11 protein-coding genes and 1 pseudogene are annotated in these 13,991 nt (G+C 68.7%); 9 read left to right on the top strand and 3 right to left on the bottom strand.

Going from position 1 to position 13,991, the window contains the following annotated elements; all coding sequences use genetic code 11:
* Nucleotides 1-193: pseudogene (locus ACFQS1_RS32500) on the bottom strand (endo-1,4-beta-xylanase); the annotation flags it as partial.
* Between the two features lie 530 nt (nucleotides 194-723).
* Nucleotides 724-1,737 carry a LacI family DNA-binding transcriptional regulator gene (locus tag ACFQS1_RS32495; RefSeq protein ID WP_378975790.1) on the bottom strand — a complete coding sequence of 338 codons (1,014 nt, stop codon included), beginning with the start codon at nucleotides 1,735-1,737 and terminating at the stop codon, nucleotides 724-726.
* A gap of 237 nt (nucleotides 1,738-1,974) precedes the next feature.
* Between ACFQS1_RS32495 and ACFQS1_RS32490 the strand changes: the two genes are divergently transcribed.
* The 9 genes from ACFQS1_RS32490 (at nucleotide 1,975) to ACFQS1_RS32450 (ending at nucleotide 12,096) form a co-directional block, all read left to right on the top strand.
* Nucleotides 1,975-2,940 (top strand): glycoside hydrolase family 6 protein, encoded by a 966-nt coding sequence (locus ACFQS1_RS32490; protein WP_378975789.1) that lies wholly within the window; start codon nucleotides 1,975-1,977, stop codon nucleotides 2,938-2,940.
* A gap of 394 nt (nucleotides 2,941-3,334) precedes the next feature.
* Nucleotides 3,335-4,624, top strand: a complete 1,290-nt coding sequence (locus ACFQS1_RS32485; protein WP_378975788.1) for an ABC transporter substrate-binding protein — start codon at nucleotides 3,335-3,337, stop codon at nucleotides 4,622-4,624.
* Between the two features lie 92 nt (nucleotides 4,625-4,716).
* Entirely contained in the window at nucleotides 4,717-5,655 is a 939-nt protein-coding gene (locus ACFQS1_RS32480) for a carbohydrate ABC transporter permease (protein WP_378975787.1), read from the top strand.
* A 2-nt stretch (nucleotides 5,656-5,657) separates the two neighbouring features.
* Nucleotides 5,658-6,521 carry a carbohydrate ABC transporter permease gene (locus ACFQS1_RS32475; protein ID WP_378975786.1) on the top strand — a complete coding sequence of 288 codons (864 nt, stop codon included), beginning with the start codon at nucleotides 5,658-5,660 and terminating at the stop codon, nucleotides 6,519-6,521.
* A 155-nt stretch (nucleotides 6,522-6,676) separates the two neighbouring features.
* Nucleotides 6,677-7,780: a phospho-N-acetylmuramoyl-pentapeptide-transferase gene (gene mraY / locus ACFQS1_RS32470; RefSeq protein WP_378975785.1), complete on the top strand. Its 1,104-nt coding sequence runs from the start codon at nucleotides 6,677-6,679 to the stop codon at nucleotides 7,778-7,780.
* A 111-nt stretch (nucleotides 7,781-7,891) separates the two neighbouring features.
* Nucleotides 7,892-9,028 carry a hypothetical protein gene (locus tag ACFQS1_RS32465; RefSeq protein WP_378975784.1) on the top strand — a complete coding sequence of 379 codons (1,137 nt, stop codon included), beginning with the start codon at nucleotides 7,892-7,894 and terminating at the stop codon, nucleotides 9,026-9,028.
* A 20-nt stretch (nucleotides 9,029-9,048) separates the two neighbouring features.
* Nucleotides 9,049-9,366: a hypothetical protein gene (locus tag ACFQS1_RS32460; protein ID WP_378975783.1), complete on the top strand. Its 318-nt coding sequence runs from the start codon at nucleotides 9,049-9,051 to the stop codon at nucleotides 9,364-9,366.
* Nucleotides 9,367-9,509: 143 nt separating this feature from the next.
* Entirely contained in the window at nucleotides 9,510-10,427 is a 918-nt protein-coding gene (locus tag ACFQS1_RS32455) for an NADP-dependent oxidoreductase (protein ID WP_378975782.1), read from the top strand.
* A 172-nt stretch (nucleotides 10,428-10,599) separates the two neighbouring features.
* Nucleotides 10,600-12,096 (top strand): arabinofuranosidase catalytic domain-containing protein, encoded by a 1,497-nt coding sequence (locus ACFQS1_RS32450; protein WP_378975781.1) that lies wholly within the window; start codon nucleotides 10,600-10,602, stop codon nucleotides 12,094-12,096.
* Between the two features lie 60 nt (nucleotides 12,097-12,156).
* On the opposite strand, the gene ACFQS1_RS32445 is transcribed toward ACFQS1_RS32450, so the two are convergent.
* Complete coding sequence (locus ACFQS1_RS32445) at nucleotides 12,157-13,956, bottom strand: RICIN domain-containing protein (RefSeq protein WP_378975780.1); 1,800 nt, start codon at nucleotides 13,954-13,956, stop codon at nucleotides 12,157-12,159.
* Between the last annotated feature and the right edge of the window lie 35 nt (nucleotides 13,957-13,991).

The following is a 13,991-nucleotide window of genomic DNA, read 5'->3' as shown; positions in this document are numbered from 1 at the left end:
CCGTGATCATGTTGAACTCACGACCCGCGATCGTCGAATACGTCGAATCGCCGAGCCGGCCCGCCGCGATCGCCGTACCGAAATACCGGCCCGACTGCGCCGCCGCCGCACCCAACGTGCTCGCCGCCGCTTCCGCGGACGGCATGAGGACAGCCATGCCGGCCGCCACCATCAAACCCGTCGCGGCGGCCACCGTGAACCGGAACCGGCTGGATCTCTTCAAGCCACTCATGACACTCCCTCATGACCTCGCGCTCGGGCGGCGATCACGCCACCCACTGCACATGCGCCCGCCCCGCGACTGGGATGCGGGAAGCGCCGCCGGGTGGCGGCGCTGCTGTCTTCTCGATTTGCGTGTCCTGGTTGCCGGCGTCGCCACGGCGAGCGTCTTCTCGAGACTTTGCAGGGGGCGGGTGAGCCAGGGGAGTCTCGGGATTGACGCAGCCGAACCTGAAAGATTCCGAAACATTCCGGCAACTTTCGGCGAACGCTACCTGGAAGATGGCTACCGGTCAATGCCTCGTCAGACGTTCGGAAATTCGGCCCGCCGGGCGGTCTTGCTGGGAGCATCCTCGCGGCCCGCGTGATCCGGCCATTGACACACGGCGATCAGCGTGCCGCCCGGACATCGACCGACGTTACAGTTCACAAAGTTCTCTTTGCGAAACTACCGGAGCCAGCCGCAACTTTCACGTCGGCGGCCGGGGCCGCCGACACCGGCGGTTATGCGGAGCCGCGCCGGACCAGCCAGGTGGGCAGGATGATGGACGTACGCTCCTGCCCGGCGATCAATCCCAGCAGGGCCTGGGTCATCTCCTTGCCGAGCGCCTGGATCGACTGGTGCACAGTGGTCAGGGGCGGATCGGTCAGCCCGGCCAGGCGGAGATCGTCGAAGCCCACCACCGCCACGTCGGCCGGCACGGACCGGCCGAGATCGTTGAGCACCCGCAGCGCCCCGGCCGCCATGTTGTCGCTGGCGGCGAAGACGGCGTCGAGATCGGGGTGGCGGTCGAGCAGCGCTCTCATCGCCTCGGCCCCGCCGGCCTCGGTGAAGTCGGCCTCCGCCATGCCGTACGGGGTCAGGCCGGCCATGACCATCGCCTCGCGGTAGCCGCGGTAGCGGTCCTCGCCGACCCGGGTGTGCAGCTGGCCGGTGATGGTGACGACACGGGTCCGGCCGATGCCGACGAGGTGCTCGGTCGCGAGCCGGGCCCCGCCGAGGTTGTCGGAGTCCACGAACCACCGCGGCTCGAAATTGACCGGCCGGCCGCCGTAGACCACCGGCAGCCCCGCCTTGCTCACGATGTCGTTCAGCGGATCCTCGTCGCGCAGCGCCATCAGCATGACGCCGTCGACGCCGCCGGCGTGCAGCAGGTTCACCAGCCGCGACCGGCCACGGCCCGAGCTGGCCAGGCAGAGCAGCAGGTGGAAGTCGGTGTCCTCGAGCACCGCGGACACCCCGACGATCACCTGGGCGAAGAACGGATCGGCGAACAACTCGGGATCGTCGTGCGAGACCACCAGGGCGACGATCCCGGTCCGCTGGGTGGCCAGCGCGCGGGCCGTGCGGTTGGGCCGGTAGCCCAGCTCCTTGACCGCCCTCTCGACAGCGGCGCGGGTGGCCCGGCTGACGTGCGGAGCCTTGTTGATCACCCGCGACGCGGCCGAACGGGACACGCCCGCCCGCTCGGCCACCTCGTCGAGGGTGGGTTGCCGCCGAGGCGCCTCTGCTGTCATGTCGATGCCGGGTCCTTCCGTGGCCGCCGACCGATGATATCGACCGTCGTGATGTTCGGCGCACCCTACGGCAGGGTGCTGGGAGCGGTCCCGGAAATCGGCCCTTGGTGACCCCATCCGGCCGGCGCTGCGAACCCGGTCCTTGACTTTTTCGGAGGTGGTCCCGAGGATCGGAATCGACATATATGAATGATCCGCGCTGGAAGCGCTTCCAGTTCGGGCTGAGGAGACCTGCCGATGAGACGATTGCTCCGTCCCCGTATGATCGCCGCCGCCCTGGCCTTGGCCGTCCCCGCCGTCCTGCTGGCCGCGCCCGCCTACGCGGATCCCGTCGGCCAGACCAGCGGGTTCTATGTGAACCCCAACTCCAGCCCCGCCGCGTGGGTGGCCGCCAACCCCGGTGACGGCCGGGCCGCGGCGATCCGGGCGCAGATCGCGCAGAAGCCGATGGCCAGCTGGTTCGGCAACTGGAGCGGTGACATCGCGGGGGCGGTGAGCCGATATGTCGGGGCCGCCGACGCGGCCGACAAGCTTCCGCTCCTGGTGGCGTACAACATTCCCGGCCGCGATGCCTGCGGCGGCCACTCCGGCGGAGGCGCCGGCAGCGTCGGGGCGTACGACTCCTGGATCGCCTCCTTCGCCGCCGCGATCGGCAACCGGCCCGCCGTCGTGGTCCTCGAACCGGACTCGCTCGGCGACTTCAGCTGCATGAGCCAGGCCCAGATCAACGAGCGCCTGGGCATGCTCTCCCGGGCGGCCGGCCAGTTCCGGGCCAAGGCGCCCAACACCTGGGCCTACCTCGACGCGGGCAACCCCGGCTGGATCGACGCCTCGACGATGGCGCAGCGCCTCAACATGGCCGGCGTGGCCGGCGCGCACGGGTTCGCGCTGAACGTCTCGAACTACTTCACCACCGGCGACAACGTCAACTACGGCAACCGGGTCGCGTCGGCGCTGCGCGGTTACGGCTACACCAAGCCGTTCGTGATCGACACCAGCCGCAACGGGAACGGCTCCAACGGCCAGTGGTGCAACCCCGGCGGCCGCCGGATCGGCACGCCCAGCCAGCTCGGCGGCGGAGCCGAGATGCTGCTCTGGCTCAAGACGCCGGGCGAGTCCGACGGCAACTGCGGGGTCGGCGCCGGGTCCAGCGCCGGGCAGTTCCTCCCCGAAGTGGCCTACAAGATGATTTTCGGGTACTAGCCGGATCCTTCTCACCAGGCGTACGCCTGGGATCCGGCCCGAACTGATCGCCCCCGGCCCCGTGGCTCGGCCGGGGGCGATCAGCCATGTCGTCCGCGCGATCTGCCGCCCCACGCGGGCTTTCGCGCCCTGCCGACCTCGCAACTTCCGCACGGCTCCGTCACTTTCGGGCACCACCCACCGCCGCGGGGGCCGTCCGTCGCGCGAGCCGCACGTTCAGTCTCGGCGCAGGGCTGCTGTCGGAGGTGACGCGCCTGACCGCCGGTGCGGAATCGTTACACAGCGCGTTTTGATCATCCCAGTGAATACCTTGACATGCCTATGCATCTCTTCCTAGCTTGAGCGTCATATTCCGGAAACACAGCGAAAGTTTCGGTCTTGAGAGGTGGGTCTCATGGCACGTAATAGAACCCTCGCGGTGATGGCCGTGGTGACGTTGAGCGCCATGGGCATGGCCGCCTGCGGGGGCGGCGACGACGACAACGGCTCGTCGGGCGGCAACGTCACGATGCAGCTCTGGGAGAACGCGACGACCGGCCCGGGCAAGGCCTTCTGGGACAAGACGGCCGCCGACTACCACGCGGCCCATCCGAACGTCACGATCAAGATCCAGGCGATTCAGAACGAGGACCTGGACGGCAAGCTGCAGACCGCGTTGAACTCCGGCTCCGCGCCCGACATCTTCCTGCAGCGCGGCGGCGGCAAGATGGCCGCGATGGTCGAGGCCGACCAGCTCAAGGACATCAGCGGCGACATCACCGACGCCACCAAGCAGGCGCTGGGCGATGCCGTCCTGGGTGCCGGCCAGGTCGACGGCAAGTCGTACGCGATCCCGATCTCGATCCTGCCGGGTGGCCTCTGGTACAGCAAGGACCTCTTCCAGAAGGCCGGCGTCACCGCGCCGCCGACGACGATGGACGAGTTCAACGCCGCGGTGACCAAGCTCAAGGCCAACGGCACGCCGGTGGCGCTCGGCGCCAAGGACGCGTGGCCGGCCGCCCACTGGTTCTACTTCTTCGCCCTGCGCGCCTGCAGCAAGGACACGCTGGACGCGACCGCCAAGAGCAAGACCTTCGACGACCCCTGCTGGACGAAGGCCGGTAACGACCTCAAGGCCTTCGCCGACACCAAGCCGTTCCAGAACGGCTTCCTGACCACCTCGGCCCAGCAGGGCGCGGGCAGCTCGGCCGGCCTGGTCGCCAACCACAAGGCCAGCATGGAGCTCATGGGCGCCTGGGACCCGGGCGTGATCGCGTCCCTGACCAAGGACACCAAGCCGCTGCCCGACCTCGGCTACTTCCCCTTCCCGGCCGTCCCCGGCGGGCAGGGCGACCCGGCCGCGATCATGGGCGGCGCGGACGGCTACTCGTGTTCGAAGCAGGCGCCGAAGGAGTGTGCCGACTTCCTCAACTACCTGGTGACCAAGGACGTGCAGGAGGCGTACTACAAGGGCTTCAACTCGCTGCCGGTCAACAAGGACGCCCAGGGCGCCGTCACCGAGGAGTACCTCAAGGCGGTCCTCGAGGCGTACAACAAGGCGCCGTACGTCTCGCAGTGGCTCGACACCGTGTACGGCCAGAACGTCGGCAACGCCCTGAACGTCAGCGTCGTGAACCTGCTCGCGGGCAAGGGTGACGTCGCCGGGATCATCAAGGCCGTGAACGACGCAGCCAAGAAGGGCTGAGAGGTAGCGAAGCGATGAGCGGCAACTTCGGTGGCGACAGCGTAGCGGTCACCGAGGATGCGCACGGCAATGAGGTACGGGACGGAGGTGGCGTGCAAGCGCCGCCTCCGTTGCGTCCTCGCCGGCGCGGAATCGGTTGGGCCCAACGTCTGGAGATCGCCGCGCTGTCCGGCCCGGCGATCCTCATGTTCCTGGGCTTCGTGATATTTCCGGTCCTGATGGCCGCGTACTACGGCTTCTACCGGTGGAAGGGCTACGGGGTCCCGACGAACTTCGTCGGCCTCGACAACTACGTCACCATCCTCAAGGACAGCGCGTTCCACGCGGCGCTCTGGCACAACGCGATGATCGTCGTGCTGTCCCTGGTCATCCAGGGTCCGGTGGCGATCGGCCTCGCGCTGCTGCTCAACCAGCGGATGCGCGGTCAGTCGGCGATCCGGATACTGGTGTTCGTCCCGTTCGTGATCGCCGAGGTCATCGCCGGCACGGGCTGGAGCCTGATGCTGCAGGCCGACGGCGCCGTCAACGGCATTCTGCGGTCGATCGGCCTGGGCGGCCTGGCCCAGGACTGGCTGTCCGACCCGAAACTCGCCATCTGGACCCTGATGTTCATCCTGACCTGGAAGTACGTCGGGTTCGCGATGATCCTCTTCCTGGCCGGCATGCAGAACATCCCGGAGGAGCTGTCCGAGGCGGCCGCGGTGGACGGCGCGTCGTACTGGCAGATCCAGCGGCACATCACCCTGCCGCTGCTCGGGCCGACGATCCGGATCTGGGCCTTCCTGTCGATCATCGGCGCGCTGCAGTTGTTCGACCTCGTCTACATCATCTGGGGTCAGTACGTGGCGTCGACCGCCGGCGTCTCGACCATGGTGACGTACATGGTCACCGAGGGCCGCAACGCGGCCAACTTCGGCTACGGCAACGCGGTCGCCGTCGTGCTCTTCTTCATCTCCCTGACCATCGCGCTGCTCTACCAGCGCTTCGTTCTGCGCCGGGACACCGAAGGCGCGCTCACCGAGGGGCAGTAGGCATGGCCACGATCACCGCGTCCCGGCGCCGGCCGCGAAAGAGGCGGGACGACGGCTGGGGCAACCCGGTCGTCTACCTCGTCGCCCTGCTGCTGATCGGCCTCATGATCGGACCGGTCCTCTACATCATCATCGGCGGCTTCCGGACCAACTCGCAGATCACCGTCAACCCGGCCGGTCTGCCCGACCCGTGGGAGTTCGGCAACTACTCCGGCGTCCTGACCAGCGATGTCTTCTGGCGCCAGGTCGGCAACTCGGCGATCGTGGCCGTCGCCACCACCGTCGGGGTCGTCACGCTCGGCGTGATGGCCAGCTACGTGATCGCCCGTTACAAGTTCCGGGGCCGCGGGGCGCTGTACGCGCTGTTCGCCGCGGGCCTCATGTTCCCCATCACGGTCGCCATCACGCCGCTGTACATCCTGGTGAAGGACCTGGGCCTGGTGAACACCCTGCCCGGCGTCATCCTGCCGCAGATCGCGTTCGGGCTGCCCACGACGATCATCATCCTGGTGCCGTTCCTGCGCGCGATCCCCAAGGAGATCGAGGAAGCCGCGGCCATCGACCGCTGCAGCCGGCTCGGCTTCTTCTGGCGGATGGTGCTCCCGCTGTCGGTGCCAGGATTGATCACCACGGGCATTCTGGCGTTCATCGGCAGTTGGAACAGCTACCTGCTGCCGCTTTTCCTCCTCAATGATCAGGACACGTTCACGCTGCCGCTGGGTGTGCAGGCCTTCTCGTCGCAGTACTCGGTGGACACCGCGAAGGTGCTCGCGTTCACCTCGCTGTCGATGATCCCGGCGCTGTTGTTCTTCAGCCTGTTCGAACGCCGCATCGTCGGGGGACTCACCGGCGCTGTGAAGGGCTGAGCCGCCGTCCGGCTGGGCCTTTGCGCAACGCCGCGCGGCGGGCCGGCGCCGTCCTGCCGGTGCCGGCCCGCCGCGCCCGATCCTCGACGGGGCTGCTCAGCTTGCCTTGGGATGGCAAGCTCGGGTCCCGTGACTGATGATCCCGGGAAGCGCCCGTGAGGGCGGTCATCGTCGCGGCCGCGGTCGCGTTCATCATCTCGCTGTTCGGCACGCCGGTGGCGATCCGGGTCTTCACCGCGCTCAAGGCCGGTCAGCCGATCCGTTCCCTCGGGCTCGCCTCGAACGAGGGCAAGCACGGCACCCCGACGATGGGTGGCGTCGTGTTCATCGTGGCCACCGTTTTCGCGTACGTGGCGGGGCATGTCGCCCTGACCACGCTGCCCGAGCGGCAGATCGCGCAGGAAGGCCCGACCATGACGGCCCTGGTCTTGCTCGGGCTGTTCGTGTTCTGCGGCGTGGTCGGCTTCCTGGACGACTTCCTCAAGGTGCGCCGGCGCAACTCCGACGGCCTGTCCGCCAAGGGCAAGCTGCTGGGCCAGGCGATCGTCGGGGGCGGGTTCGGCATCGCGGCGCTCTACGTGGCCAGCACCAACGGCCAGACCGTGGCCAGCGAGCACATCTCGTTCATCCGCGACATCAGCTGGCTCGATGTCGGCAAGGTCGGCTCGGTGATGGTGTTCGTTTTCGTGATCACCGCGATGTCGAACGGCGTGAATCTGACCGACGGTCTTGACGGCCTGGCCACCGGCGCGTCGGTGCTGGTGCTCGGGGCGTACGCGCTGATCGGTTTCTGGCAGTACCGGCACTGGTGCGGCGACACCGACTACGCCCGGGTCAACGACTACTGCTACCAGGTGCGCGACCCGCTGGAGATCGCGATGATCGCGGCGGCGGCCGCGGCGGCCTGCGTGGGCTTCCTGTGGTGGAACACCTCCCCGGCCCGGATCATCATGGGCGACGTGGGCGCGCTCGGGCTCGGCGCCCTGATCGGCGGGCTCGCGGTGGCCACCCGCACCACGCTGCTGTCGATCCTGATCGGCGGGCTCTTCGTCCTCATCACCACGACCTGGGTGATCCAGATCGTCTCGTTCCGGACCACCGGCCGGCGTGTCTTCCGGATGGTGCCGCTGCACCACCACTTCGAGCTCGGCGGGTGGAGCGAGGCCAACATCGTGGTCCGGTTCTGGATCGTGGCCGGCGTCTGCATGGCGGTCGGCCTGGGCCTGTTCTACTCGGACTTCCTGGCGGCCGTCGGATAGTTTGGTCTGCCCACCGTGGTGGAATTTGGACCTGTCGAGGCTACCAAGTCGTCCGTAGCGTCGGAGCATGCCGACGGCCAGCCGACTATCCCGTTGAGGTGACGAGCCCGGATGACTTTGTACGTCGAAGCCGATGGTCTGACTGCCGCGGAAAGGATGGTGCGCAACGCCGCGGACGATGTCATCGCGGCCCGGAACCACTTCGAGGAGAACGGGAAGATCGTCTGGATCCTGGACGGGATCATCAACATCGTCCAGGACGAGAGCAACCGGATCAGGTGGAGCGTTCTCGCCCTCCTCAACAAGGCCGGGCAGAACGCGCTGCCGACAGCGGCGGACGCGATCACGGATGCCCGGAACTATTACGCGCGCACCGATCAGGCGAGCGCCGAGAAGATCGACGCCACGATGCCCGGCGTGAACGTGGCGGCGGAGAGCAAGGACGCGCCCGCGCCGCAGCCCGGCCCCGGCAACCGCGACCTGATCCCGCTGCACGACGTGCGCGAACCCCGCGGCCGGCTCGGCCCGGTCTCCTTCGACGACTCCGCCTACGGCTTCGACTACCAGCCGAAATGGCACGACATGATCTCCCCGGCGGCGTCGCTCCGCACGGCTATCTACGAGGTGACCAACCTGGCCTCGAAGATCGGGATGTGCCACCGGGCATACGACCCGTACGAGGTCGTGCTGAAGCCGATCTGCGGCGACTGGGCGGGGATGGCCCGCCTCGGGCACGTGCTGAATCAGCTGGAGTGGTGCCTCCGCGATCTGGCAACCAACCTGGCGTGGACGGCCCAGGGCCTTCGGTCGGTGTGGACGGGCAACGCGGGCGACGCCGCCTCGGCCTACTTCTTCACCATGGCGAAGACCCTCGACACCTCGGCGTCCACCTTGGACGGCCTCGGCAAGATGTACCGCGATGCCGCCCAGGGTGCATTCGATCTGGCCGACACGATCGGGTCGCTGCTCAGCGGCGTCGCCGACGCGGCCATCTTCGCGGCGGCGGCCGGCGCCACGGCGGGCGGAACCGCGGCCACCGGCATCGGGCTCCCGCTGGCCGCGCTCGCCGCCATCGGAGGCGCCGCCGAGGTGGCCCGGGTGGTCCACGACGTCATCCAGATCGTCGACTACGTCGCCAAGTTCGACACGCTCGCATCGACCCTGAAGAGTTCGCTGGGGCATTTCGGCGAGGTGGACGGCGAGTTCCCCGTGCCCGAGCTGCCGCCGATCCCGCCGGTGCCGCGTTGACCACGCCACGGGAGGACCCCATGGACCACCAGCCGGGCCCGGTCACGATCGAGGCGCTGCTGGCGAAGGTCGAGGGCTCGCGCTATCGCGCGCTGCTCCACGACGACCAACTGCGCCGGCGCCTCCTGGTCAGGATGATGGCGGATAGCGACGATCCGGTGCTGCGCGAGATGGGCGAGCAACTCCGCGACGGCCTCGCCACCCCGGCCCAGCTGTTGTCGATCCCGGAATACTGGGAGGCGCTGCGGCCCGGATACGAGGCGCTGGGGAGCATCGACCTGGACGAGGTGGCCGAACAGGTCGACGCGTCCGCGGATGACGAAAGCCCTCCGTCCTGAGCTTGAACTGGACGCATTGGTCCGATCTTTACCGCGCCTCCTCGCCTGTAAGACCTCTTTTGGACTCTAGAGTCCACCCGTGGTTACATGTAGCGGTCCCCGACGGGCCGCACAGGCGAACGACTGGATACTGGAGGTGCCGGATGAAGGCGATCGTGGTGACAGATCAGGCGGCGGGCGCGGCCGGGATGAGGCTGGTGGATCGCCCCGAGCCGGCGGCGGCGATCAACGACGTCATCGTCGAGGTCCACGCGTCGGGATACGTCCCGACCGAGGCGGAGTGGCCGTCGACCTGGACCGATCGCGCCAGTCGCAACCGAGCGCCGTCCGTCCTCGGCCACGAGGTGGCCGGGGTGGTCACCGCCCTGGGGTACGGCACGACCGGGCTGTCGGTCGGACAGCGGGTGTTCGGCATCTCCGACTGGCATCGGGACGGCACCCTCGCCGAGTACGTGGCGGTCGAGTCCCGCAACCTCGCGCCGCTCCCCGGCGACGTCGACTTCGCGGTGGGCGCGAGCCTGCCGATCTCGGGCCTCACCGCGTGGCAGGGTTTGTTCGTGCACGGCCGCATCCGGGCCGGGCAGACCGTTCTCGCGCACGGCGCGGCCGGCGCGGTCGGGACGATGGTCACCCAGCTCGCCCGCGAGGCCGGCGCCCATGTCATCGGCACCGGGCGCGCCGCCGACCGGCAGAAGGCGCTCGACTTCGGCTCGCACGAGTTCGTCGACCTGGACAACGACTCGCTGGCGGACGCCGGCGGTGTCGATCTGGTCTTCGACGTCATCGGCGGCGACATCCAGCGGCAGTCCACCGCCCTCATCCGGCCGGGTGGAACCCTGGTGTCGATCACCGGGCCGGTCGAGGCGCGGCCCGAGAACGCCCTGGCCGTCGACTTCGTCGTCGAGTCCGACCGGGCCCAGCTGGGCGAGATCGTCCAGCGCGTACGCGACGGCCGGCTGCGGACGAACATCGACGGCGTCGCGGCCCTCGACGACGCCGTCGCCGCCCTCAACCCGACCCAGCGGCGCAAGGGCAAGACAGTCATTCGCGTCCGCCCGTGAGAACACGGACCGGCGCGCGGCCCGCGCCGGTTGACCCATAGATAGATGCGACTCTATGGTTGTGTCGAATCGATTCGGCACCATTGCCAACGCCGCTGCGCGGCCGCGGCTCGCTCGTCCTCCTCCCCTGAGGCGCCTGCCGCCACCGCACGAGGAAGACGAGGAGAGACTTGTGCGCCTATCGATCCCCCGACGAGGCACCGCCCGCCGGCGCGGCCGGTTGCCGCGACTGTTGCTGTCCATCGCGCTGGTGCTGGCCGGCGCCGGCACGGTCGCGCTGAGCCGGCCCACGGCCGCACAGGCCGCCACGGCCCTGCCCTGTGACCTCTACGCCACCGGCGGCACGCCGTGCATCGCCGCGCACAGCACGACGCGGGCGCTGTTCGGGTCGTACGGCGGCCCGCTGTACCAGGTGCAGCGGGCCTCTGACCACGGGTACCTGGATGTCGGCCTGCTCGCGCCGGGCGGCGTGGCGAACGCGGCCGCGCAGGACACCTTCTGCGCCACCAGCGCCTGCACGATCACCAAGATCTACGACCAGACGGCGAACCACAACGATCTGCCCATCTCGTGGGGCGGGCTCTGGAACGGCCCCGGCCCGAACGGGGCGGACGTGGGCGCGGACGCGAAGGCGTTGCCCCTGACGATCGGCGGCCAGAAGGCGTACGGGGTGAAAGTCACCCAGGGCGTGGGGTACCGGGTGGACCACGCCCAGGGCGCGCCCACCGGATCCCAACCCGAGGGCATCTACATGGTCACCTCGTCGAATTTCGTCAACCAGTGGTGCTGCTTCGACTACGGCAGCGGGGAGAACTCGCACACCGACACCGGCAACGCGACGATGAACGCGATCGAGTGGGGTACCGCCTGCTGGTTCAACAACTGTGTCGGCACTGGCCCGTGGGTCGAAGCCGACCTCGAGAACGGCATGTACCACACGAACACGGGCTCCAACAAAGACCCGAACAACTCGGGCGTGCACTTCCCGTTCGTGTCGGCGTGGGAGAAGAACAACGGTACGAGCAACTTCACGCTCAAGTACGGCAACGCCAACAGCGGCGGACTCACCACGCCGTTCTCGGGACCGCTGCCCAACGGTTACTCGCCGATGAGAGTCGACAGCTCCCTCCTGCTGGGCACCGGCGGCGACAACAGCAACTCGGGGGTCGGCGAGTTCTTCGAGGGCGCGATCACGGCGGGCTATCCGTCCGACGCCACCGAGAACGCGGTTCAGGCCACCATCACGGCGGCCGGCTACGCGTTCTCCGGCGGCGGTTCGAGCGGCCAGCAGATCGTCGGCGCTCAGTCGGGGCGGTGCGTGGACCTGCCCAACGGGACGGAGACGAACGGCGTCCAGGTGCAGTTGTACGACTGCAACGGTCAGTCCAACCAGCGCTGGACCGCCACATCGGACAAGCGGCTGGTCGACTCCGGGAACAAATGTCTCGACGCCTCCGGCCGGGGCACCAGCAACGGCACCCCGGTGATCATCTGGGACTGCAACGGCCAGGCCAACCAGCAATGGAACGTGAACACGAACGGCACGATCACCGGGGTGCAGTCGGGCTTGTGCGTGGATGCGAACGGCCAGGCGACCGGCAACGGTACGAAGATTCAGCTGTGGGCCTGCAACGGAGGCGCCAACCAGCAGTGGAGCCTGCGTAGTTGACCCCGCGAACCGGCGCCCGCCGCACCGCGGGCGCCGGCCAGATCCGTCCACGCACCGGCCTCAGGCGCGCGTGCTCCACTGCTGGTTGGCCCCGCCGTTGCAGGACCAGAGGATCAGTTTCGTGCCGTTCGCCGTCGCCGCGCCGGTGGCGTCCAGGCACAGGCCTGACTGCACGCCGGTGATGGTGCCGTTGGAGTTGAGGTTCCACTGCTGGTTGGTCTGCCCGTTGCAGTCCCAGATGATCGCGGCGGTGCCGTTGCTGGTGCCCCGGCCGGAGGCGTCCAGGCACTTGTTGCCGTACACCTGCAGCTGTTTGCCCGAGGTGGCGGTCCAGCGCTGCGACGCCGCGCCGGTGCAGTCGTACAGCTGGGTCTGGGTGCCGTTGGCGGTGGTGCCGCCGGGCACGTCGACGCACCGGCCGGACTGGCCGCCGATCAGCTGGACGCCTTGCTGACCGCTGGACGTGCCGGGGGTCAGGTAGATGGCGAAGGCGTCGTGCGATGCCTGGAAGGTCAGCGGCACGGTGACGGCGCCGCCGGAGACGGTCATCGTCTGGTTGAGCACGACCTGCGGCGCGGCGAGGTTCGCCTGGTCGGGAATGCGGTCGACGACGACGTTGACGCTGCCGTTGCCGGCCAGCCAGCTGTTGGCCGAGACGCCGTTGAAGGTCACCGTCGCGCTGCCGGTGTATCCGTTGCTGTCGCCGATGATGGCGACCGCCCGTTTGTTGCCGCTGTCGATGGCGGCCGAGATCGCGGTGCTGCCGACCTGCCCCGAGGTATTGACGAGGGTGCCGGTCATGTCGGCGTAGGACCGCATCGCCCACCAGTTGCCGCTGGTGGTCCAGGCGCCGTTGCTCTGGGTCAGCAGCCCGGTCAGGTTGGGCGTCATACAGCACACCCAGTTGCCCCGCATCGCGTTGGTGTAGCCGGACTGCGCGAAGCGGGCCAGGTACCAGGCGGTGACGCCGGCGGTCTGCCGGTCCGCGGGCTGGTACTCATTCGCCGACAGCGGCCGGGCCGCGATGCCCGCGGACGCCAGCTGGCTGTTGAGCGCCTGCGCCACCGCGACCGGGTCGTCGACGTCGCCCTCGTCGTGGTTGGTGATCCAGTCCGGGACCGTGCCGGCCGCCTTGACGTGATTGAGGAACGTGCTCCACTGCGACGGACGGGCCTGCGGCGTGTACGCGAAGGACGGGCCGACGATCTTCGCGTTGGGTGCCACCTTGCGCAGCTCCCGGTACGCGGTGTCCCACATCTGGAAGTACTGGGTGCTGTTGACCCCGGCCTTCCAGAAGACCGAGATGTCCGGCTCGTTGTCGATGTCGTACGCGAACGGCAGACCGCTGGCCTGCAGCGCCGCCACCGTGGTGTCGATGAACGTCGCCCAGTTCGAGCAGTTGCCGTTGTCGCACGGGTACACGGTGTTCGCGGGCTGACCGGCGTTGAGCCCGTACAGGTCGCTCAGCAGCACCTGGTACTGGGTGTGATCGCCGACCTGGCTCAGCCGCCGGGCCTGCGCGATGATCGAGGTGATGTCGGCCTGGGTCGCGGAGCCGTACTGGTAGTTGTCCCTGATCCAGCCGCCGGAGAACCACCCGCCGCCACGGAAGGCGTTGAGCTTCAGGGGCTGGATGAACTGATCGGCCGGCAGGGTGGCGTCCTGGTTGATCCCGTACAGGATGCCCGCGCCGACCAGGGTCGACGGCCCCCGGCTGGAGGCCAGGTCGACGGTGAGGGCCTCGCCGGCGGCGGCCTGGCTGGGGCTCGCGCTGGTCAGCGGGACGGCGGCGGCCAGAACCATGCCGATCGCGATCGACGCTCGGGTGGCGAGCCGGCCGAGCCTTCTTCTCTGCTGCATCGATGCCTCCAGTGGCGAGTCGATGATGGGGATGG

This window comes from Paractinoplanes rhizophilus (genome assembly GCF_042664765.1).
Classification (GTDB): domain Bacteria; phylum Actinomycetota; class Actinomycetes; order Mycobacteriales; family Micromonosporaceae; genus Actinoplanes; species Actinoplanes rhizophilus.
Note: the sequence above shows the minus strand (reverse complement) of the source record. Positions and strands in the feature narration are given on the sequence as shown.

Excerpts from the sequence above, each read along its gene's own strand:
- ACFQS1_RS32455 (WP_378975782.1), top strand. The coding sequence starts at position 9,510 with ATGAAGGCGATCGTGGTGACAGATCAGGCGGCGGGCGCGGCCGGGATG.
- ACFQS1_RS32475 (WP_378975786.1), top strand. The coding sequence starts at position 5,658 with ATGGCCACGATCACCGCGTCCCGGCGCCGGCCGCGAAAGAGGCGGGAC.
- ACFQS1_RS32490 (WP_378975789.1), top strand. The coding sequence starts at position 1,975 with ATGAGACGATTGCTCCGTCCCCGTATGATCGCCGCCGCCCTGGCCTTG.
- ACFQS1_RS32460 (WP_378975783.1), top strand. The coding sequence starts at position 9,049 with ATGGACCACCAGCCGGGCCCGGTCACGATCGAGGCGCTGCTGGCGAAG.
- ACFQS1_RS32485 (WP_378975788.1), top strand. The coding sequence starts at position 3,335 with ATGGCACGTAATAGAACCCTCGCGGTGATGGCCGTGGTGACGTTGAGC.
- ACFQS1_RS32445 (WP_378975780.1), bottom strand. The coding sequence starts at position 13,956 with ATGCAGCAGAGAAGAAGGCTCGGCCGGCTCGCCACCCGAGCGTCGATC.
- ACFQS1_RS32495 (WP_378975790.1), bottom strand. The coding sequence starts at position 1,737 with ATGACAGCAGAGGCGCCTCGGCGGCAACCCACCCTCGACGAGGTGGCC.
- ACFQS1_RS32465 (WP_378975784.1), top strand. The coding sequence starts at position 7,892 with ATGACTTTGTACGTCGAAGCCGATGGTCTGACTGCCGCGGAAAGGATG.